General features: G+C 73.0%; 15 protein-coding genes and 1 pseudogene. 11 read left to right on the top strand and 5 right to left on the bottom strand.

Annotated elements, in window-relative coordinates; all coding sequences use genetic code 11:
* Positions 1-8 precede the first annotated feature (8 nt).
* A complete protein-coding gene (locus tag AB0H64_RS25860; protein WP_357629379.1) occupies positions 9-1,199 on the top strand; it encodes an aspartyl protease family protein in 1,191 nt (396 codons plus the stop codon).
* Positions 1,200-1,215: 16 nt separating this feature from the next.
* Here AB0H64_RS25860 and AB0H64_RS25855 read toward each other — a convergent pair whose 3' ends face one another.
* Positions 1,216-1,749 (bottom strand): CGNR zinc finger domain-containing protein, encoded by a 534-nt coding sequence (locus tag AB0H64_RS25855; RefSeq protein ID WP_357629168.1) that lies wholly within the window; start codon positions 1,747-1,749, stop codon positions 1,216-1,218.
* A 69-nt stretch (positions 1,750-1,818) separates the two neighbouring features.
* Between AB0H64_RS25855 and AB0H64_RS25850 the strand changes: the two genes are divergently transcribed.
* A complete protein-coding gene (locus AB0H64_RS25850; RefSeq protein WP_357629165.1) occupies positions 1,819-2,679 on the top strand; it encodes an arginase family protein in 861 nt (286 codons plus the stop codon).
* A 6-nt stretch (positions 2,680-2,685) separates the two neighbouring features.
* On the opposite strand, the gene AB0H64_RS25845 is transcribed toward AB0H64_RS25850, so the two are convergent.
* Positions 2,686-3,885: an ROK family transcriptional regulator gene (locus tag AB0H64_RS25845; protein WP_357629162.1), complete on the bottom strand. Its 1,200-nt coding sequence runs from the start codon at positions 3,883-3,885 to the stop codon at positions 2,686-2,688.
* Positions 3,886-3,964: 79 nt separating this feature from the next.
* On the opposite strand from AB0H64_RS25845, the gene xylA reads away from it, so the two are divergent.
* From xylA to AB0H64_RS25820, 5 genes are all read left to right on the top strand, one after another.
* On the top strand, positions 3,965-5,128 hold the full coding sequence (xylA, locus tag AB0H64_RS25840; protein WP_357629159.1) for a xylose isomerase: 1,164 nt from the start codon (positions 3,965-3,967) through the stop codon (positions 5,126-5,128).
* A complete protein-coding gene (locus AB0H64_RS25835) occupies positions 5,125-5,871 on the top strand; it encodes a sugar phosphate isomerase/epimerase (protein WP_357629156.1) in 747 nt (248 codons plus the stop codon). Before xylA ends, AB0H64_RS25835 begins: the two co-directional genes overlap by 4 nt.
* Positions 5,868-6,971 carry a Gfo/Idh/MocA family oxidoreductase gene (locus AB0H64_RS25830; RefSeq protein WP_357629153.1) on the top strand — a complete coding sequence of 368 codons (1,104 nt, stop codon included), beginning with the start codon at positions 5,868-5,870 and terminating at the stop codon, positions 6,969-6,971. Before AB0H64_RS25835 ends, AB0H64_RS25830 begins: the two co-directional genes overlap by 4 nt.
* 136 nt (positions 6,972-7,107) lie before the next feature.
* Positions 7,108-7,410 carry an antibiotic biosynthesis monooxygenase family protein gene (locus AB0H64_RS25825; RefSeq protein WP_357629151.1) on the top strand — a complete coding sequence of 101 codons (303 nt, stop codon included), beginning with the start codon at positions 7,108-7,110 and terminating at the stop codon, positions 7,408-7,410.
* A 46-nt stretch (positions 7,411-7,456) separates the two neighbouring features.
* The gene (locus AB0H64_RS25820) at positions 7,457-8,209 is read left to right on the top strand and encodes an AraC family transcriptional regulator (protein ID WP_357629149.1); all 753 of its coding nucleotides are present in this window, start codon (positions 7,457-7,459) and stop codon (positions 8,207-8,209) included.
* 27 nt (positions 8,210-8,236) lie between these two features.
* Here the strand turns inward: AB0H64_RS25820 and AB0H64_RS25815 are convergent, their stop codons facing one another.
* A complete protein-coding gene (locus AB0H64_RS25815; RefSeq protein ID WP_357629146.1) occupies positions 8,237-10,252 on the bottom strand; it encodes a DUF4434 domain-containing protein in 2,016 nt (671 codons plus the stop codon).
* 241 nt (positions 10,253-10,493) lie between these two features.
* On the opposite strand from AB0H64_RS25815, the pseudogene AB0H64_RS25810 reads away from it, so the two are divergent.
* Positions 10,494-10,664 (top strand): annotated as a pseudogene (locus tag AB0H64_RS25810) (helix-turn-helix domain-containing protein); the annotation flags it as partial.
* A 150-nt stretch (positions 10,665-10,814) separates the two neighbouring features.
* Here AB0H64_RS25810 and AB0H64_RS25805 read toward each other — a convergent pair.
* On the bottom strand, positions 10,815-11,162 hold the full coding sequence (locus tag AB0H64_RS25805) for a hypothetical protein (RefSeq protein WP_357629384.1): 348 nt from the start codon (positions 11,160-11,162) through the stop codon (positions 10,815-10,817).
* A gap of 275 nt (positions 11,163-11,437) precedes the next feature.
* Between AB0H64_RS25805 and AB0H64_RS25800 the strand changes: the two genes are divergently transcribed.
* The gene (locus tag AB0H64_RS25800; RefSeq protein ID WP_357629143.1) at positions 11,438-12,787 is read left to right on the top strand and encodes a protein kinase; all 1,350 of its coding nucleotides are present in this window, start codon (positions 11,438-11,440) and stop codon (positions 12,785-12,787) included.
* A gap of 37 nt (positions 12,788-12,824) precedes the next feature.
* Here the strand turns inward: AB0H64_RS25800 and AB0H64_RS25795 are convergent, their stop codons facing one another.
* Positions 12,825-14,843, bottom strand: coding sequence for a family 10 glycosylhydrolase (locus AB0H64_RS25795; protein ID WP_357629376.1), 2,019 nt, complete (start codon positions 14,841-14,843; stop codon positions 12,825-12,827).
* A gap of 228 nt (positions 14,844-15,071) precedes the next feature.
* On the opposite strand from AB0H64_RS25795, the gene AB0H64_RS25790 reads away from it, so the two are divergent.
* Together AB0H64_RS25790 and AB0H64_RS25785 are read left to right on the top strand one after the other, a co-directional pair.
* Positions 15,072-16,586 carry an N-acetylmuramoyl-L-alanine amidase gene (locus AB0H64_RS25790; protein ID WP_357629140.1) on the top strand — a complete coding sequence of 505 codons (1,515 nt, stop codon included), beginning with the start codon at positions 15,072-15,074 and terminating at the stop codon, positions 16,584-16,586.
* Positions 16,587-16,709: 123 nt separating this feature from the next.
* Positions 16,710-18,851 (top strand): ATP-dependent RecD-like DNA helicase, encoded by a 2,142-nt coding sequence (locus AB0H64_RS25785; protein WP_357629139.1) that lies wholly within the window; start codon positions 16,710-16,712, stop codon positions 18,849-18,851.
* Positions 18,852-18,855: the final 4 nt, after the last annotated feature.

Below are 18,855 nucleotides of genomic sequence, written 5' to 3'. Positions count from 1 at the left end.
CCCTCTCGATGACCCTGAGCTCCTCGTCATCGACCATCGACCCCGACCAGCTGTTCAAAGAAGGCAGCTTCAAGGAGGCCGATCGGGGCTACGCGCATCTCTTGCGGCAGGACCCCGGCAACGCCCACGGCGTCGCGCAGCGCGGACGCATCGCGCTGCTGTCCAACAAGTTCGAGAATGCCGAGAGGTTCCTGAGCAAGGCCGTCCGCCTGGCGCCCGACGATACCTTTTCGAGGCGGCAGCTCGCGCAATGCTACGTCCGGCAGGACAGGCTCGCCCGCGCGGTGCCGCTGCTGAGGAGCACCGGCGACCAGAGCGACGCGGCGTTCGCCACCCAGTACGCCGGCGTGACCGGCACGCCGTACGAGATGCGCGGCGCGCAGAGGACGCGGGTTCCCCTGGTGTGCGTCGATCCTCTGCCCTGCGTCGAGGCCGCCGTGAACGGGTCGAAGCCGAAGCGGTTCCTCATCGACACCGGGGCGACGCTCGCCTTCTCCACGGAGATGGCGGAGCAGGCCGGTCTGCGCGCGCTGTCCATGAGCGCGAGCCATCCCGCCGGGCAGACCCTCACGACCTACCACGGCGTCATGGAGTCGTTCCGTCTGGGTGACATCGTCCTGCGCAACGTTCCCGTCGTCTGGTACGACCTGAGAATGCCGGACCTGCCGGACGGCTCTCGCCCGTCGGGTGTCATCGGGACCACGCTGCTCTACCACTTCCTGGCCACGATGGACTACGCGAACCAGGCGCTCGTCCTACGGCGGAAGACGGGAGCACAACTGCGCGACCTCCGGGCGGAGGCCGGGCGCGCAGGGGCCGACCGCCTGCCGTTGTGGCTGGCCGGCGACCACGTGCCCTGCACGCTGGGGAGCCTCAACGACTACGGGCCACGGGTGGCCTCCCTCGACACGGGAGGCATGGGCATGGGCGTCATGACGACCGAGGAGAACGCCAAGAAGGCGGGCATCGAGATCGACTACGCCCATCCGGACACGGGTGGCGGGATGACGGTCTACCCGATCACTCCCGCCAGGATGAGCCTCGGCAAGACCGTCGGCCGGAACGTCCCCGGTGTCGTCGGCGGGTGGCCCTGGCTCCAGCTCTTCGGGTTCGAGACGATCGCCAACTTCACGCACGAGTTCTTCAAGCCCCACGCCATCACCTTCGACTACGCCGGCATGAACGTCTACATCGCCTGAGTCGCCCAAACAGGTGTCAGGGGCGGTGGCGGGCGCGGGAGGCGGCGGCGTGGGCGCGGTTGGCGCAGCGGGTGGAGCAGAACTGGCGCTTCCCCGGGCGGCTGCGGTCCACGAACGCGTCCCGGCAGGGGGCGGCGGCGCACATCCGGACGCGGTCCCAGGCACCCTCCGCCGCGAGGTCGAGCAGTTCCTGGACGGCGCGTACGGCGAGGCGGTCGGCGAGCGGGGCGCCGGGTGCGGGGGCCAGGCGGAGCCGGGGGGCGCCGTCCGCGTCCTCGACGGCCGGGCGCAGCGGGAGGTCGGCCGCCCAGCGCGCGAGGGCGTGCGCTCGGTCCTGGGCATCGGCGGAGAGCACGGCGCGTAGCCGCTCGCGTGTCGATCGGACCGCCTCCAGGTCCTCCGGCCCGTACGCGTCCCCGTCCACCCGCAGCGCCGCGCAGAAGCGGCGCAGCGCGTCCGCGTCCGGCAGGCGCTCCGGGTCGTCCAGGTACGCGTCCCAGGTGTTGGCCAGGTCGAGGGCCACCAGGCCCGTTTCCGCGAAGTCCCGCATTCCGCCATCCCGTCATCCCGTGCTACCGTCAGGAGTATGAGCAGTATAACAACTGACAGAAGCCTTGTCGTGCTCGACGCCCCGTCCAACCTCGGTCTGCGGCCGCCCGCGCCCGACACCGTCCCCGGCTGCTACAAGGCCCCGTGGGCGTTGCGTGACGCCGGGCTGCTCCAGCGGCTCGGCGCGAGCGACGCCGGCGCCGTGGTGCCGCCCCGGTACGTGGCGACCTGGCAGCCGGGCGACGGCGTGCGCAACGGCCGGGCCATCGCCGCCTACACCCTGAAGCTGGCCGGGCGCCTCGCCGGGCTGCGCGGCGAGGGCAAATTCCCCGTGGTGCTGGGCGGCGACTGCTCGATCGTGCTCGGGGCCGCCCTGGCGCTGCGGCGCGAGGGCCGGTACGGGCTGGCCTACCTCGACGCGCACGCCGACTTCCGGCACCTGGGCAACTCCCCGCACGTCGGCGCGGCGGCCGGCGAGGACCTGGCGCTGGTGACCGGGCGGGGCGACGACCACCTGACCGACATCGACGGGCTGCGGCCGTACGTGCGGGACGAGGACGTGGTCGTGCTGGGCGTCCGGGACGACGAAGATCTGCGGGACATCGCCGGCTCCGGCATCGCGTACGTGCCCGCCGGCGAGGTTGCGTCCCGGGGCGAGGAGGCGGCGGCGGAGGTGCTGGCCCGCGCGGAGCTCGACGGGTTCTGGATCCACGTGGACGCCGACGTGCTCGACTCGTCCGTGCTGTCGGCCGTCGACTCCCCCGCACCCGGCGGCCTCTCCCCCGACGAGCTGGTACGGCTGCTGCGCCACCTGCTGTGCCTGCCGGGCGCGGCGGGCCTGCAGCTGACGATCCTCGATCCCGACCTGGACGAGGACGGCTCGCAGGCGGCCCTGCTCGCGGACGTCCTCACCCAGGCACTGGCCGCCTGAACGAGATCAGAGGGCGAGGGCGCCCGCCGGGTCCGCGATCACCCGCTGCATGGCCAGGCCCGCCGCACCCAGGATCGCCGCGTCCGCGCCGATCGCCGAGACCGCGAGCCGCGGCGCGGTGCGCCGCATCTGCCGGAGCCGGGCCGACAGGACGTCCGAGACGGGCCGTTCGAGCCAGGGGAACAGCCGCGCGAACGCCCCGCCCAGCACGATCGTCCCCGGGTCGAGCAGGTGGACCGCCGAGGTGAGCGCCAGGCCGAGCGCCTCCCCCGCCTGGCCGGCCGCGGCGAGGGCCGACCGGTCGCCCGCCTCCAGCAGTGACACGAGCCCCTCGATGGAGGCGGAGGCCGCGGGCATGGCCGCCGCCGCGCCGGGCAGCGCCGCGACGCGCCCGCGCATCGGCACCACGGCGCCGAGCAGCGCGTCCTGCCCCGCGTACACCTCCAGGCAGCCCCGGCCGCCGCAGCGGCAGGCGGGACCGTCGGGCACGACGACGACGTGCCCCAGCTCGCCGGCCAGCCCGTACGTGCCGCGGAACAGCGATCCGTCGACCACCAGCCCCGCGCCGATGCCGATCTCCCCCGAGACGTAGAGGAAGTCGGTCTCCCCGGAGCCGAACCACAGCTCGCCGAGCGCCGCCAGGTTGGCCTCGTTGTCCACCTCGCACGCCAGGTCGTGCAGGCCCAGCAGGCCGGCCACGCCGAGGTCGCGCCAGCCGAGGTGGGGCGCGTTGCGCAGCAGGCCGTCCTGGACGGGGCCGGGCACGGCCAGGGCGGCGCCGGTGATGCGCAGCCCGGCGCGCTCGGCCTCGGCGACGGCCTGCGCGGCCAGCTCGCGCAGGTCGGCGAGGATGGCCTCCGGGCGGGAGCCGCGGTTGTCGGCGAAGCGGGTGCGGCGCACCCGGACCGCGCGGGTGAGGTCCACCACACAGGCGGCGAGGTAGTCGACGTTGATCTCCAGGCCGAGCGTGGCGACCCGGTGGCCGCTCAGGCTCACGGCGACGCCCGGCCGGCCGCGCTCGCCGTCGCGGACGGCGCCGTTCTCGACGACCACACCGGAGTCGAGCAGGTCGGAGACCAGCTTGGACACGGTGGTCTTGGTCAGCCCGGTCAGCTCGGCGAGGGCGGCCCGCGTGAGCGGACCCGCCGCGCGGATCTCACCGAGCACGACGGCGAGATTGCGGGCGCGCATGGAATCGTGCCGCACGCCTCTTGACGATGCCACATCTGCCTCCGAGGATTATGTGCAGATTGTGGACTTAATCCTAGACCGGCGAGAGGGCACCATGAGCTCGTTCAATCCAACCCCCGATGATCGCTTCACCTTCGGCCTGTGGACGGTCGGATGGCAGGCTCGTGACCCGTTCGGTGACGCCAGCCGGCCCGCGCTCGACCCCGTGGAGACCGTACACCGCCTGGCGGAGCTCGGCGCCTACGGCGTCACCTTCCACGACGACGACCTGCTGGCCGTCGAGCCCGACCGGGACAAGGCCATCGAGGCGTTCCGCAAGGCCCTGGGCGAGACCGGGATGAAGGTCCCCATGGCCACCACGAACCTCTTCACCCACCCGGTGTTCCGCGACGGCGCGTTCACCAGCAACGACCGCGACGTCCGCCGGTACGCCCTCCGCAAGGTCATGCGCAACATCGACCTCGCCGCCTCGCTGGGCGCGACGACGTACGTGTGCTGGGGCGGGCGCGAGGGCGCCGAGTCCGACGCGGCCAAGGACGTGCGCGCGGCGCTGGCCCGCTACAAGGAGGCGCTCGACCTGCTCAGCCAGTACGTCATCGAGCAGGGCTACGACATGCGCTTCGCCATCGAGCCCAAGCCGAACGAGCCCCGCGGCGACATCCTGCTGCCGACCATCGGGCACGCGCTCGCGTTCATCAACGAGCTGGAGCACCCCGAGATGGTCGGCCTCAACCCCGAGGTCGGGCACGAGCAGATGGCCGGCCTGAACTTCGTCCACGGCATCGCGCAGGCGCTGTGGCAGGGCAAGCTGTTCCACATCGACCTGAACGGCCAGCACGGGCCGAAGTACGACCAGGACCTGGTGTTCGGCCACGGCGACGTCAAGAGCGCGTTCTTCCTGGTGGACCTGCTGGAGCACGGCGGCTACGACGGACCGCGCCACTTCGACTACAAGCCGCTGCGCACCGAGGACCCCGAGGACGTGTGGGTCTCTGCCGCGGCGAACATGCGGACGTACCTCATCCTGCGCGAGAAGGCCCGCGCCTTCCGCGCCGACCCGGAGGTCCAGGCGGCGCTGGCGGCCTCCCGCGTGGACCAGCTCGCCGTGCCCACGCTCGCGCCCGGCGAGACGCTCGCCGACCTGGCCGCCGACGAGTTCGACCCGGAGGCGGCGGCCGAGCGCGGCTACCACTTCACCCACCTCAACCAGCTCGCGCTGGAGCACCTGCTCGGCGTGCGCGGCGGGGTGGCGCGATGACGAACCCCCTCGCCTTACAGCTCTACACCGTCCGCGACGCGATCGCCGCCGACCGCGACGGCGTCCTGCGCCGCGTCGCCGAGCTCGGGTACGGCGCCGTCGAGCCGTTCGACCCGACCACCGACCCGAAGGGGTTCCGCCGGGTGGCGGACGACCTCGGGCTGTCCGTGCCGATCACGCACGCGTACGCGCTGCTGAGTGAGGAGCCGGCGGCGGTGTTCGACGCGATCGCGACGATCGGCGCGGAGCTGGTGGTCATCCCGGGCGGCATCGCGCACGAGGAGTTCACCACCCGCGACGGCCTGGCCCGCACCGCCGACCTGCTGAACGGGCTGGCCGAGCGGGCCGCCGCCCACGGGATGCGGCTCGGCTACCACAACCACTGGTGGGAGATCGAGCCGCAGGTCGGCGAGCGGCACGCGCTGGAGGAGCTGGCCGGCCTGCTGGCGCCGGAGGTGTTCCTGGAGGTGGACACGTACTGGGCGGCGGTCGGCGGCGCGGACGTGCCCGCGCTGCTGCGCCGCCTCGGCGACCGGGTCAGCGCGCTGCACGTCAAGGACGGGCCGGGCGGCAAGGAGGCGCCCCACACCGCGGTCGGCGCGGGCGTCATGCCGGTGCCGGAGATCCTGGCGGCGGCGCCCGCCGGGGCGTGGCGGATCGTGGAGCTCGACCACTGCGCGGGTGACGTGTTCGAGGCGCTGGCGGCCAGCCACGCCTACCTGCGCTCCTTGGACCACGCGTGAGCGGCGGGCCGGTCGGCGTCGCCCTGGTCGGCGCGGGTGTGATCAGCGGCCAGTACCTGCGCAACCTCACGGCGTTCCCCGACGTGCGGGTGCTGGGCGTCGCCGACCTCGACGAGGGCCGCGCGGCGGAGGTCGCCGGGCAGTACGGCGTGCCGGTCTCGGGCGGCATCGACACGGTGCTCGCGCTGCCCGAGGTCGAGATCGTCGTCAACCTCACCGTCCCGGCCGCGCACGCCGCGGTGGCGCTCTCCTGCTTACGGGCGGGCAAGCACGTGTACGGCGAGAAGCCGCTGGCGCTGGACGCCGAGGAGGCGGCCAAGGTGCTGGCCGTGGCCGCCGACCTCGGGCTGCGCGTGGGCAACGCCCCGGACACGTTCCTCGGCGCCGGCATCCAGTCGGCGCTGCGGGCGCTGCGCTCGGGCCTCATCGGCGAGCCGGTCGCGGTCACCGCGGCCACCCAGGGGCTCGGGCCGGAGTCGTGGCATCCGAGTCCCGAGTTCTTCTACCAGCGGGGCGGCGGGCCGCTGTTCGACCTCGGCCCGTACTACCTGACCACGCTGGCCGCCCTGTTCGGCCCGGCGGCGCGGGTCTCGGCGCTCACCAGCCGGGCCCGGGACGTGCGGGTCGTCGGGTCGGGGCCGAAGGCGGGCACGATGATCCCGGTGGAGGTGCCGACGCACGTCGACGCCCTCATCGACTTCGCGGGCGGCGCGGGGGCGGGGGCGACGTTCAGCTTCGACTCACCGGTCCCCAAGCGGCTCATCGAGATCGTCGGCACCGAGGGCGCGCTGTCGCTCCCCGACCCCAACACCTTCGAGGGGCCGCTGCTGGCCCGCGGGCTCCACGACGCCGACTGGCGGGAGCTGCCGGTGGAGGGGACGGTCGCGGGGCGCGGCATCGGCGTGCTCGACCTCGCCCGGTCGATCCGGGCGGGCACGCCGCACCGCGCGTCCGGCGAGCTGGCGCTGCACGTCCTGGAGATCATGACGGCCGTCACGGAGTCCGGGGAGCGGGGTGAGTTCCGGCGGGTCCGCTCGGCCCCCGCCGTGCCGGAGCCGCTCCCGCCGGACTGGGACCCTCACGCCGCGACCCTGAGCTGATCCGGGGGACGCCGGCGGTGGGCGTGTCCGTTGGAAGCGTGAACGCGTCCGGCTGACGGAAGCCGGCCGGACCGGGTCGGCGCGAGGATCGGGACATCACCTCGCGGCAGCCGCCGCCCCGATCCAGGAGAATCACATGATCATTGCCATGGTCGACTTCGACACCGCCGCTTCCGACCGCGCGGCGGCCCTGGCCCACCTCGACGGCGGCCGCGACCAGGTGCGCGCGATGCCGGGCAACCTCGGCTTCCGGGTGTACGCCTCCAGGGAGGACGAGACCCGGGTGACCGTGATGCACGAGTGGGACGACGAGGAGTCGTTCGCCGGCTACCTGAAGTCCGACCTCTTCGCGCGCTCCGGCGCGGTGCTCCGGCCGATGATGACCGGGTCGCCCGTGAGCCGGCGCTTCCGCGCGGAGCTGATGGAGACCGTCGCCTGACCGGCGTCATGGCGGCTCCCTACGATGGGCTCATGCGAGAGCGCGGATGACCCGGAAGGCGTACAGCTTCGTCCGCGCGTTCCCGCGCGAGCCCGCCCGCGCGTTCACGGTGGACCGCCACTACCTGCTCTGCGCCTCGGCCGGCGCCCTCCGGCTGGAGGCGCAGGGTCAGGCGTGGCTGCTTCCGCCGGCACGGGCCGCGCTGATCGAGGCGGGCACGGCGATACAGGTGAGCGTCCCGCAGCCGGCCACGACCGCGTCGGTGCTGTTCGACACCGGATTCGTCCCGGCCCCGCCGGCGCCGCTTACCGTGTTCGACCTGAGTCCCCTGGCCCGCGCGCTGGTGAGCGAGTGTGGCGCCTGGGGCGAGAGCGACGAACCTCTTCCGGCCTACGCCGAGACGCTCTTCACCGCGCTCGCCGCGGTGAGCCGGCGGCTCGCCGAGCAGCCGAGCCCGGTCGTCGTCCCGGCGGGACGGTCCCCGGAACTGCGCCGGGCCCTGCGGCTGACCGAGCAGCGGCTCGGCGGGGACATCCGCTTCGAGGACGTGGCGGACGAGGTGGGGCTGGCACCACGGTCGCTGGCCCGGCGCTTCGAGGACGAGACCGGCATGACGTGGCGGGCGGTCCTGCGCCGGATGCGGGTGCTGCACGCGATCGAAGAGCTGGCCGCGGGGGACGCCCCGATCACGCAGATCGCGTTCACGGTCGGCTACACCTCGCTGTCGGCGTTCAACGCCGCGTTCCGGCAGCTGACCGCGCGCACGCCCACGGAGTACCGCGCCAGCTTCCGGCCCTGACGCGCGGTGGGCCCGCGCGTCCCGCGCTCACCGGAAGGTGAAGCCCGCGCTGCTGGTACGGCCCGCGCCGTTCACGGCCGTGACCATGAGCCAGGGCCGGTCAGGGGCGATCCCGGCCGGGTCGAACGGCGCCCAGACCGTTTCCCGGGCCACCCCGCCCGACCGGTCGTCCCGGCCCTCGCCGTCGTGGTCCGACCGGCCGTCGTGGTCCGACCGGCCGTCGTGGTCCGACCGGCCGTCGTGGTCCGACCGGCCGTCGCCTCGCGCGTCGTCTCCGGGCTCGGAGGTGTCGCCTCGACCGCCGGCTCCGGGCTCGGGGGTGAGGGTGGCCGTCCTCACCGCTCCCCCGGCCTCCTGATAGGTGACCCGCAGCGTGCCGCCCCCGACGTTGAGCCCCCGTACCTCGATGCCGTCGCGCCCTCCCACCGTCCTCCGCGTCGCGTCCATGACGAGGGGGTCGTTCCACCCGGCCGTGATCGCGTCCGCGAGCGAAGGCGCGCCGGGCCGGTCCTGGCAGGTCAGGAACGGGTCCCAGCCGTAAGAGATGATCTTCGTGGCGTACCGGCCGACGGCCATGACCTGCCGGTCCACCCGGCTCTTCGCGGCCCGCCCGCGCAGCGGCAGCGGGTCGGTCCTGCCGCACTCGCCCGCCACCGGGGTGGGCTCGAAGACCTCGACGTTCACCCACAACTCGACGCCGTGTCCCGCGCGGCGGGCCGCGGCGGCGACGTAGTCGGCGGTCGAGCCGTAGTACGCCTGCCGGTACGGCATGGCGCCCACCACGGGAACGAGCCGGGCGTCGACCGGATCGCCCTCCCGGCCCGCGTCGTACACCGGGACCTTGCCGACGCCCCGGCCGTCCTGGATGGCGATGACCATCGGCAGGCCGGCCCGGGTGGCCGTGATGTCCGCGAACCCCTCGCCCACCACACTCGGCGGGAAGCCCCGCGACCGGCGCGCGTCCCAGTATGGGCTGACCGCGATCGTCCGGCCCGGCAGCACGGAGGCGACCACGGTGTGCTGCGCCCGGTAGAGCGCGAGCACCGGGTCCCGGGGTCCCCGGTCCCGCATGGCCAGCTCGAACGACTGGTAGACCCCGGCCAGCGCCGGCGACGTCCCGAACCGCTGCCGGTAGCCGGTCAGCACCCGCTCGGTGAAGGCGTTCAGCGCGTCGGTCAGGGCGGCGTCCGGCTGCCACGGCTTGGCCGGGTCCTGCGGCGCGGCGGGCAGCCCGGGGAAGACCCGCATCCCGTACGCGGCGGCCTCCTCCAGCAGGTTGCCCACGCCGTCGCCGTCGGTCGCGACCAGCACCAGGTCGTACGGCCCGCTCTGGCACGACGGTCCCAGCAGCAGCCGGTAGTAGACGCGCTCGCCGCCGTCGATCCGCCGGTCGAGCGCGGGGCAGCGCAGCGCGCCCGGCCCGAGGCTCTCGCTGGTCACGTACGTGAAGACGCGGCGGATCTGCTGACCCCGGGCGGCGTCCCGGGCGGCGAGGTAGCACGGCCGCCTCTGCTCGACGCAGCCGGCGAACACGGGGTCGACCGCTCCGGGACCGCCGGACGACACGGGGGCGCCGGACGCGGGAGCACCCGACGCGGACGTGCCGGACGCGGGCGTTCCGGATGCGGGCGCTGTGGATGCGGGCGTTCCGGACGCGGGATCGCCGGACGGCGGGTCGGACGGCGGGTCGTCGGACGCGGGGTGGGGGCGCTCGCCGCTCCCGGCCGCAGCCAGCACCCGGCCCTCGTCGTCCACCCGTGCGGCGCTGAAGCGCGGCCCGAACGTGATGATCGTGTCGCCGCCGGCCGCGTGGATCGCCTGGAGGGTGCGCCGTGTGTCGCACCGGTCGGCACGGGGGTCCATCCAGTAGCCGCTGATCGCGTACGGCGCGGTCACGCGGGTGTCGCGGACCGGACAGGCGGGCGCCGGAGCCTCGCGGCCGGCGCCGAGACCCCAGGCCAGGCCGGCCACCGCCACCACCGCCACGGCCGCGCAGGCCGCCACCGACTGGAGGACGAACCGAGCCCGGTGCCGCACAGCCACCCCGCATCCCACCGCGCCCCTCCGCGTTGCCGCCCGCGCCGAGGTCGCCCATCACCCTATCCACCGGCACTCCGGAAATGCGTTGGTTGGTCTCGGAGGTCGGGAGGATTTCGGTGGCGGGGTCGCTGGGGTTGTTGTTCAAGACCCTGGGAGGGTTCCGCCCGCGCCCCGGACGACCACCTCGGCCGTCTGTGGACTTCACCTCCGGGCAGCCCCATCGCCACGGGACCACGGGGCGCCCGTGGTCCCGTGGACCGCGTCGGCCACGCTGGACTGCGGCAACGCATGCCTCGACCAGATCACCGTCATCGGAGGACGACGCGCCGCTGTGCTCGGCATCGACCGCGGCGCCGTCTACGACGCGGTCCGCCGCGGCGAGCTGCCCGCGCTGCGTATCGGCCGCAAGATCCTCATCCCGACGGCGCCCGTCCGGGCCATGTGTGGCCACGACCCGTGCCCGCTCCGAGCCTCTCCCCGGCCCACGCGGAGAGAGGCGTCGAAGGGACTGCGATCGACGAGGCCCAGATGCTGGACCTGGACGATGTCCGCTGGGATCCCGGAGTTACCACTTCTCCCACTCGCTGGTCTCGAAGCACTTGTGCACCCACCACGTGAGCTTCGCCATGCCCGTCCAGCCCAGGTAGGGCCCGTGCCCTTGCAGGCATCGCGCCTGCTTGGCCACCCTTGGTTCCCATCTCTTGCCGTTGGAGCACTGGGGGATGTACTTCTTCACGATCGGCTTGTCGCAGAGCCACTTGATGTTGGGGGTCGGCCTGCTCATGGACCCGACGGCGCTGGATGTCGCTGCGGGGGTCATGGCCTCGGTTGCCGCCTGCGCCGTCCCGCCGGCGAGCACCAGGGCGAACGTACCCGCCGCGACTACGGTGCTGAACTTGGCGATGGCCTTCATGTCGTCTCCTTCGCTCGTGAACCCGCTCGTATCCGAACGGGGTTGCAGGAGTGAAGCTATGCCGCGCCTCGTTGAGGTTCTGTTGAGGATCCGTGAAGCGGCATGGAGACCGCCGGCACCCACGAGGACCGGCCGAAGCTACGCGCCACCATCGAGCGGATGCACGCCGGCGACACCCTTGTCTTCCTGCGATCCTTGATCGCGAGGGCGGGACATCCCGACCGCCGCGCTGGTAGCTTCTTACCCCTGCCTGTTGACGCGTTCGGGGGGCCCGGGTGATCCAGCCGTTGGTGGAGGACGATCCGCGTCGGCTGGGCCCGTACGACATCGCCGGACGTCTCGGGCAGGGCGGCCAGGGCGTCGTCTACCTGGGGCGGACGGCGTCCGGCGAGCAGGTCGCCGTCAAGCTGCTCCACCACGGCCTGCTGGCCGAGCCCGACGCGAGGAGCAGGTTCCTCCGCGAGGTGGAGATCGCCCGGCGGGTGGCCAGGTTCTCCACCGCGCCCGTGCTCCATGCCGACCTCGCCGGCCAGCGGCCGTACATCGTCAGCGAGTACGTGCCCGGCCCCTCGCTGCGCGACCTCGTCACCGTCGAGGGGCCGCGGCGTGGCGCCGCGCTCGACCGGCTGGCGATCAGCACCGCCACCGCGCTGGCCGCCATCCACCGCGCCGGGATCCTGCACCGGGACTTCAAGCCCGCCAACATCCTGATGGGACCGGAGGGTCCCGTCGTGATCGACTTCGGCATCGCCCGCGCGCTGGACGCGCCGGGCACCAGCACCTCGGCCGGATCGCTGATGGGGACGCCCTCCTACCTCGCGCCGGAGCAGCTCGGCGGGGAGACGGTGACGGAGGCGGCCGACGTCTTCGCGTGGGGGGTGACCATGGTGTTCGCCGCCTCGGGGCGGCCCGCGTTCGGCGCGGACTCCACCCCCGCCGTGATCAACCGCATCCTCAACCAGGAGCCGGTGCTCTCCGGGCTGGACGGGCCGCTGCTCGACCTCGTCACCGCGAGCCTGTCCAAGGACCCGGCCCGGCGGCCGAGCGCCGACGACCTGGTCGCCACGCTGACCTCACAGCCCTCGCGACCCTCGCACCCGCCCCAGCATCCGCCGGCGCGCGGGCGCCGCCGTCCGGTGGTCCTGACGATCGCCGGCTGCGCGGCGGCGGCGCTGCTCGTCACGGGCGGCGTGCTGATCAACGTGGGCGGCCACCCGGCGGTGACACCCGCCGAGGGGGAAGCGACATCCCTCTCGACCGTCCGCCCGACTGCCGCTCCTACCGGGGCTCCCACCACGGTCCCCGCCCTCGCCACGGCACTCGACACGTCCCGCACGACGTCCCGCACCACGTCCGGCACCGCAGCGCCGTCGCCGAGCAGGGCAGCCGGGCGGCGGACGTCGCCCCCGGCCGCCGAGCCGACGCCCCGCCGCAGGACGTCGGCGCCGACCGCCAAGCAGGTTCGCACCGGCAACCCGGCGGGCACGCCGGTCGGCCAGGAGCCGAGGAAGGAGCCGGCGCCCGACCCGGGCGACGAGTCCACCCCGCAATCAGCCGAGACGACCTCCCTGCCCTACCCGACCCCTCCCCCGAACCCTTTCACCTGCATTCCCTCGACGTGCTGACCCCGAGGGCGGCCGGCGGACCGGCCGCCCGGGGTGTTCACACCTTGGTGATGCGGACCGCGTCGGCGATGACGTAGCCGGTCGTCGTGGTCCAGCGGCTGACGCCGACGACGTCGTACGTGCCCGCGTTCAGCGTGTACGTGCCGAGCGTGCGCCACGCCCCGCCGCCCGTGCGCTGGTCCACCGCCACCGTCTGGTTGCCGCCGCTCGCGGCCACGATGTACGGCGTCGCGCTGTTGTACCCCGCGTTCGAGGGGTACCAGACCTCCACCTTGTAGCTGCCCGCGCTCGGGATCGCGGCCTTGAACCAGGCGGGGTCGCTGGCGGAGACCGGGTCGGCGAAGCGGTAGTCGGTGCCGTGGAGCTGCGAGGAGTACGTGGAGGTGCCCCAGGACGAGCCGGCCGTGAAGCCGGCGTCCGCGTTGTCCACCGTCACGGTGAACGACGTGCCGCTCCCGGCCACCGCCTTGCCGGCGCTCGGGCCGCTCTCCTGGTGGGTGCGGGTGAGGGCGGTCACGTAGTAGGTGTAGGCGGCCGTGGCCGAGGCCGTGGCGTCGGTGAAGGTGGTCCTGCGGGTCGTGGTGAGCAGGTTGCGGGCGTCGGCGAAGGCGCACGGGTCGGCGGACGTGGGTGAGCCGTCCACGCGGTAGACGGCGTACGCGGTGCCCGAGCCCTGCCAGGTGAGGGCGACGCCGCCCGAGCCGCGCGTGGCCGCGCTGATCGTCGGCGCGGAGGGGGCCGCGGCCGTGCCGCGCGCCGTGAGCAGCGCCGGCCTGGTGTAGTGGGTGGCGACGACCTTGGTGAAGCTGCCGATCCGGTCGGCCTTGACGTCCTTGGCCGAGAAGTAGACGTCGCCGGCCACCTCGGGCCGGGTGCGGTTGTAGGTGAGGTGGTCGCTCAGCTCGGCGGCGTCCTGCCAGGCCGCGTCCTGGCCGGAGGCGCCCGCCCGGTAGGCGGCCTGGCCGATGACGAGCTGCACGTCCGTGCCGCGCACCACGTCCGCCCACCAGGCGGTGAGCACCTTGTAGTCGGCCGCGCTGTTGCCGATGTGCCAGTAGATCTGCGGCGCCAGGTAGTCGACCCAGCCCTGCTTCACCCACTGCCGGCTGTCGGCGTAGATCGAGTCGTACGCCTGGAGGCCGGAGGTGGCCGAGCCGAGCGGATCGGTGGAGGAGTTGCGCCAGATGCCGAACGGGCTGATGCCGAACGTCACCCAGGACTTGGCGGCGTGGATGCGCTGGTCCATCTCGCGGACGAGCTGGTTGACGTTGTCGCGCCGCCAGTCGGCGATGCCGGAGAACCCGCCGCCGTACTGCGCGTACGTGGCCGAGTCGGGGATCGTCTGGCCGCTGACCGGATACGGGTAGAAGTAGTCGTCCAGGTGGACGCCGTCGAGGTCGTAGCGGGTGACGGCGTCCATGACGGCGTCCTCGATGAAGGCGCGCACGGCCGGGATGCCGGGGTTGTAGTAGAGCTTGCCGCCGTACGCGAAGCGCCAGCTCGGGTTCTGGCGGGCGGGGTGGGTGGAGACGAGCTTGGTGGGATCGTCGTGGTTGGCGATCCGGTACGGGTTGAACCACGCGTGGAACTCCAGGTTGCGCGCGTGTGCCTCGGCGACCATGAACGCGAGCGGGTCGTAGCCGGGGTTCTTGCCCTGGGTGCCGGTCAGCCACTGCGACCACGGCTCGTACGACGAGGGCCAGAACGCGTCGGCCGTGGGCCGGACCTGCACGACCACGGCGTTCATCCGCTTCCGCACGGCCAGGTCGAGCCAGGCGCGGAACTCCGCCTGCTGGGTCGCGACGCTCAGGCCGGGCGCGCTGGGCCAGTCGATGTTGGCCACCGTGGAGATCCACATGGCGCGGAGCTGCCGCTTCGGCCTGGCCGGGTCTGTGGTGCAGGCGGCGGTGACGGCCGTGCCCGTCGCAGCGGCGGAGGCCGGCAGCACGGGTACCAGCAGGGCGGCGACGGCGACGACGACTGCCACGGCGGCGTGTAACGAGCGGGGGGCGGGGGGCGACGCGGTGAGCCGGCTTGACAGGCTCCCGTAGTGCATGGTCACGAAGAGAAGTTTCAGCGACCGCATCTCGGAGCGCAATAGTCTTCACCGATCCGAGGGGGCCCAACTTCGGGCCGTCCCTGGCGCGGACAAGATCCCCCAAATCCTGACAAGTCCATCGCACGGGCGAAAAGTTTCTTCTAACCGACAAGTAATGTCAATTATCGACATTGGGGATGGAATGCGTTTACTGTGCGACCGTCACCCCCAACGAGGGAGCCCCCCATGACGTTCGCTCGCACGCGATTAGTCGCTCTCGTCACCTCAGTCCTCCTCGTGACCCTCACCCTCGGCGCCGGCCCCGCACTGGCCGCCAAGGACACCCCCCTCCAGGCGGCCTTCGCCAAGGCCGCCGCCCAGCACGACGTCCCCCGCGACCTGCTCATCGCCCTCGGCTACGCCGAGACGCACCTCGACAACCACAAGGGCGAGCCCAGCGCCAGCGGCGGCTACGGCGTCATGCACCTGGTCAGCAACCCGACGAACCACAGCCTGGAGAAGGCCGCCGAGCTCACCGGGCTGCCGGTCGAGAAGCTGCGCGCCGACGACGAGGCCAACATCCTGGGCGGCGCCGCCGTCCTGCGCTCCCTCGCCGACGAGCAGGGCCTCGACGAGGCCGCCCGCAAGGACGCCGGCCGCTGGTACAAGGCCGTGGCGGCGTACGGCAACGCCTCCTCCCCCGAGCTGGCCCGCCTCTACGCCGACGCCGTGTACGAGCTGCTCGGCCTGGGCGTCCAGGCCAAGGGCGTGAGCGTGAAGCCGCAGGAGGTCACCGCCGACCGCGGCGACCTGGCCAAGGCCCGCGACCTCAGCGCCCAGGCCGAGGCGGCCAGCCCCGACTACCCGAACGCCACCTGGGTCGCCGCCAACTCCGGCAACTACACCGCCTCCAGCCGGGAGTCCTCCTACGCCATCGACCGGGTGATCATCCACGTCACCCAGGGGTCGTACGCGGGCACCATCTCCTGGTTCCAGAACGCCAGCGCCAACGTCTCGGCCCACTACGTGGTCAAGTCCTCCAACGGCGCCATCACCCAGATGGTGCGGGACAAGGACATCGCCTGGCACGCCGGCAACTGGGACTACAACACCCGCTCCATCGGCATCGAGCACGAGGGCTACGTCAGCGAGGCCTCGTGGTTCACCGACGCCATGTACCGGTCCTCGGCCGCGCTGACCCGCTACATCTGCGACAAGTACGGCATCCCGAAGGACCGCACCCACATCATCGGCCACAACCAGGTGCCCGGCTCCGACCACACCGACCCGGGCCAGTACTGGAACTGGACCACGTACATGAACTACGTGACCGGTGGCACCGGCACGCCGTCGTGGACGACCACCGTCGACAACTCGACCTCCGGCCAGTTCACCGCCAGCGCCAACTGGGGCACCTCTACCTACTCCAGCCAGCGTTACGGCGCCGACTACCGCTTCGCCGGCCCCGTGGCCTCCAGTGACGTCGCCTGGTACCAGGCGAACATCCCGAGCGCGGGCAGCTACAAGGTCGAGGTCTACTACCCGGCCGACGCCGGCTACAACAGCTCGGCGCCGTACATCGTGGCGACGTCGAGCGGCAACCAGACCGTGTACGTCGACCAGCGCTCAGGCGGCGGAGCCTGGCGCAGCATCGGGACGTTCTCCCTGAACGCCGGCACGGCCAACGTGGTCGGGGTGAGCCGGTGGACCTCCGGCACCGGCTACGTCATCGCGGACGCGGTCCGCATCAGCCGGTCCTGACGACGGCTCCAGCGGTCCGGGCCGGGCGTCGTGCCCGGCCCGGACCGCCTCGCGTCCACGGCACGATCTGTCGGTCCCTTCTCCTAAGCTGCCAAGCGGTACAGGGATGATTGGATCTTTGCCGTGGAAGCCTCGGTCGAGCAGCTCGTCTACGTCCGCGACGACGGCTACACCGTCGCCCGGATGAGCTCCGACACCGGTCCCGACACCGGTCCCGGCCCCGTCGCGGCGACCTTCGTCGCGTCCGGCCGGGCGCTCGCCGGCGTGCAGCCGGGCGAGACGCTGCGGCTGGCCGGCGAGTGGGGCGAGCACCCGCGCCACGGCGGCCGGTTCCAGGTCAAGGAGTGCGAGCGGATCGTCCCGTCCACCGTGCGGGCCATCCAGCTCTACCTCGGCTCGGGCCTGATCCGCGGCATCGGCCCGCGCCTCGCCCACGCCATCGTCAGCCACTTCGGCGAGCAGACCCTGACCGTCGTCGACACCGCCCCCGAGCGGCTGACCGAGGTGGTCAACATCGGCAGGACCCGCCAGGCGCAGATCGTCGAGGCGTGGCGGGAGCAGAAGGCGATCGCCGGGCTGATGGTCGTCCTCCAGGGCTACGGCGTCAGCCCGCTGCTCGCCGCCAAGATCTACCAGGTGTACGGCGCCGACTCGGCCGGGATTCTCGCCTCCGACCCGTACCAGCTCATCGGCCGGGTGCGGGGCGTGGCGTTCCACACGGCCGACCGCATCGCGCTCCAGTCGGGGGTGCCGCGCGAGAGCCCGCAACGGATCAAGGCGGCGCTGCTCGACCGGCTGGAGAACGCCGCGGCCGGCGGCGGCCACTGCTACCTGTCCATGACCGCTCTCGTCACCCAGGCCGCCGAGCTGGTCGAGCAGGACCCCGACCTGGTCCGCGCGACGGTCGACGCGCTCACCGCCGAGCGGCGGGTGGTCGTCGAGGCCGGTTCCGACCAGGTCGTCGTCTACGCCAAGGAGCTGCACGCCCGCGAGGTCAAGCTGGCCGGCGAGCTGGCCCGGCTCTGGCGGGCCCGCTCGACACTGCCCATGCGGCACTTCACCGAGGACCCGGAGCTGCACGACGACCAGCGGGCGGCCGTCACGATGGCGTTGACCAGCACCGTGTCCGTCCTGACGGGCGGCCCGGGGTGCGGCAAGAGCCACACCGTGCGGGTGATCGCGGCGACCGTGCGCGCGATGGGCGGCACGGTCACGCTGGCCGCGCCCACGGGCAAGGCCGCCAAGCGGCTGTCGGAGCTCACCGGCCTGCCCGCGATGACCGTCCACCGCATGCTGGCCCACGAGCCCGACCCCGACGCGCTGTTCGACCAGGCGCCGGCGCAGGCCGACCTCGTCGTGGTGGACGAGGCGTCCATGCTCGACCTGCACCTGGCGACCCGGCTGTGCTCGGCGATCCCCTCGGGCGGCCACCTCCTGCTCGTCGGCGACAGCGACCAGCTCCCCAGCATCGGGCCGGGCAGCGTGCTGGCCGACGTGCTGCGCGTGGAGGACATCCCGCGCGTCCGGCTCACCCACGTCTTCCGGCAGGCGGAGGACAGCGGCATCATCCGCAGCGCCCACCGCATCCGCGCGGGCGAGCTGCCCCCGCTGCCCGGGGGCGGCGGCTTCTGGTTCGAGGAGCTCGACGACCCGGCGGCCGTGGCCGAGCGCGTCGTCCACCTCGCGACGGTCGCCATCCCCCGCAAGCAGGGGGTCGAGCCGGGCCAGGTGCAGGTGCTGTGCCCGATGCGCAAGGGCGCCGCCGGCACCGCCGAGCTGGGCCGCCTCATCCAGGAGCGCCTCAACCCGGCCCGCGACGGCGCCCCGGAGCACTGGTCGGGCTCGTCGGTCTACCGGGTCGGCGACCGTGTCATGCCGATCCGCAACAACTACGACAAGGGCGTCTTCAACGGCGAGACGGGCACCGTCACCCGCGTCGTCCCCGAGGAGCGCCTGCTGGAAGTCCGCATCGACGACGGCGACACGGTCACGTACGGGTTCGACGAGCTCGACGACCTGACCCACGCCTACGCGATCAGCGTGCACCGGTCGCAGGGCAGCGAATACCCGTTCGTGGTGGCGCCGATCGTGGTGGAGGCGGGGGGCGTCATGCTGCGCCGTCGGCTGCTCTACACGCTGGTGACGCGGGCCCGGTCGTGGGTGGTGCTCGTCGGGGAGCGCAAGGCGCTGGAGCTCGCCGTCCACCGCCTGGGCGGACGCCGCAACACCGCCCTCCCCCGGCGCCTGTCCTTCGCGATCGCCTGACCGC

It is taken from the genome of Nonomuraea sp. NPDC050733 (genome assembly GCF_040654215.1).
GTDB lineage: Bacteria > Actinomycetota > Actinomycetes > Streptosporangiales > Streptosporangiaceae > Nonomuraea.
The sequence above is the reverse complement of the archived record's forward strand: the minus strand, read 5'-3'. Positions and strand labels throughout refer to the sequence as shown.

Bases quoted from the DNA above. Each gene is read 5' to 3' on its own strand.
- AB0H64_RS25790 (WP_357629140.1), top strand. From the start codon at position 15,072: ATGACGTTCGCTCGCACGCGATTAGTCGCTCTCGTCACCTCAGTCCTC.
- AB0H64_RS25795 (WP_357629376.1), bottom strand. From the start codon at position 14,843: ATGCACTACGGGAGCCTGTCAAGCCGGCTCACCGCGTCGCCCCCCGCC.
- xylA (WP_357629159.1), top strand. From the start codon at position 3,965: ATGAGCTCGTTCAATCCAACCCCCGATGATCGCTTCACCTTCGGCCTG.
- AB0H64_RS25825 (WP_357629151.1), top strand. From the start codon at position 7,108: ATGATCATTGCCATGGTCGACTTCGACACCGCCGCTTCCGACCGCGCG.
- AB0H64_RS25855 (WP_357629168.1), bottom strand. From the start codon at position 1,749: ATGCGGGACTTCGCGGAAACGGGCCTGGTGGCCCTCGACCTGGCCAAC.
- AB0H64_RS25820 (WP_357629149.1), top strand. From the start codon at position 7,457: ATGACCCGGAAGGCGTACAGCTTCGTCCGCGCGTTCCCGCGCGAGCCC.
- AB0H64_RS25860 (WP_357629379.1), top strand. From the start codon at position 9: ATGACCCTGAGCTCCTCGTCATCGACCATCGACCCCGACCAGCTGTTC.
- AB0H64_RS25805 (WP_357629384.1), bottom strand. From the start codon at position 11,162: ATGAAGGCCATCGCCAAGTTCAGCACCGTAGTCGCGGCGGGTACGTTC.
- AB0H64_RS25835 (WP_357629156.1), top strand. From the start codon at position 5,125: ATGACGAACCCCCTCGCCTTACAGCTCTACACCGTCCGCGACGCGATC.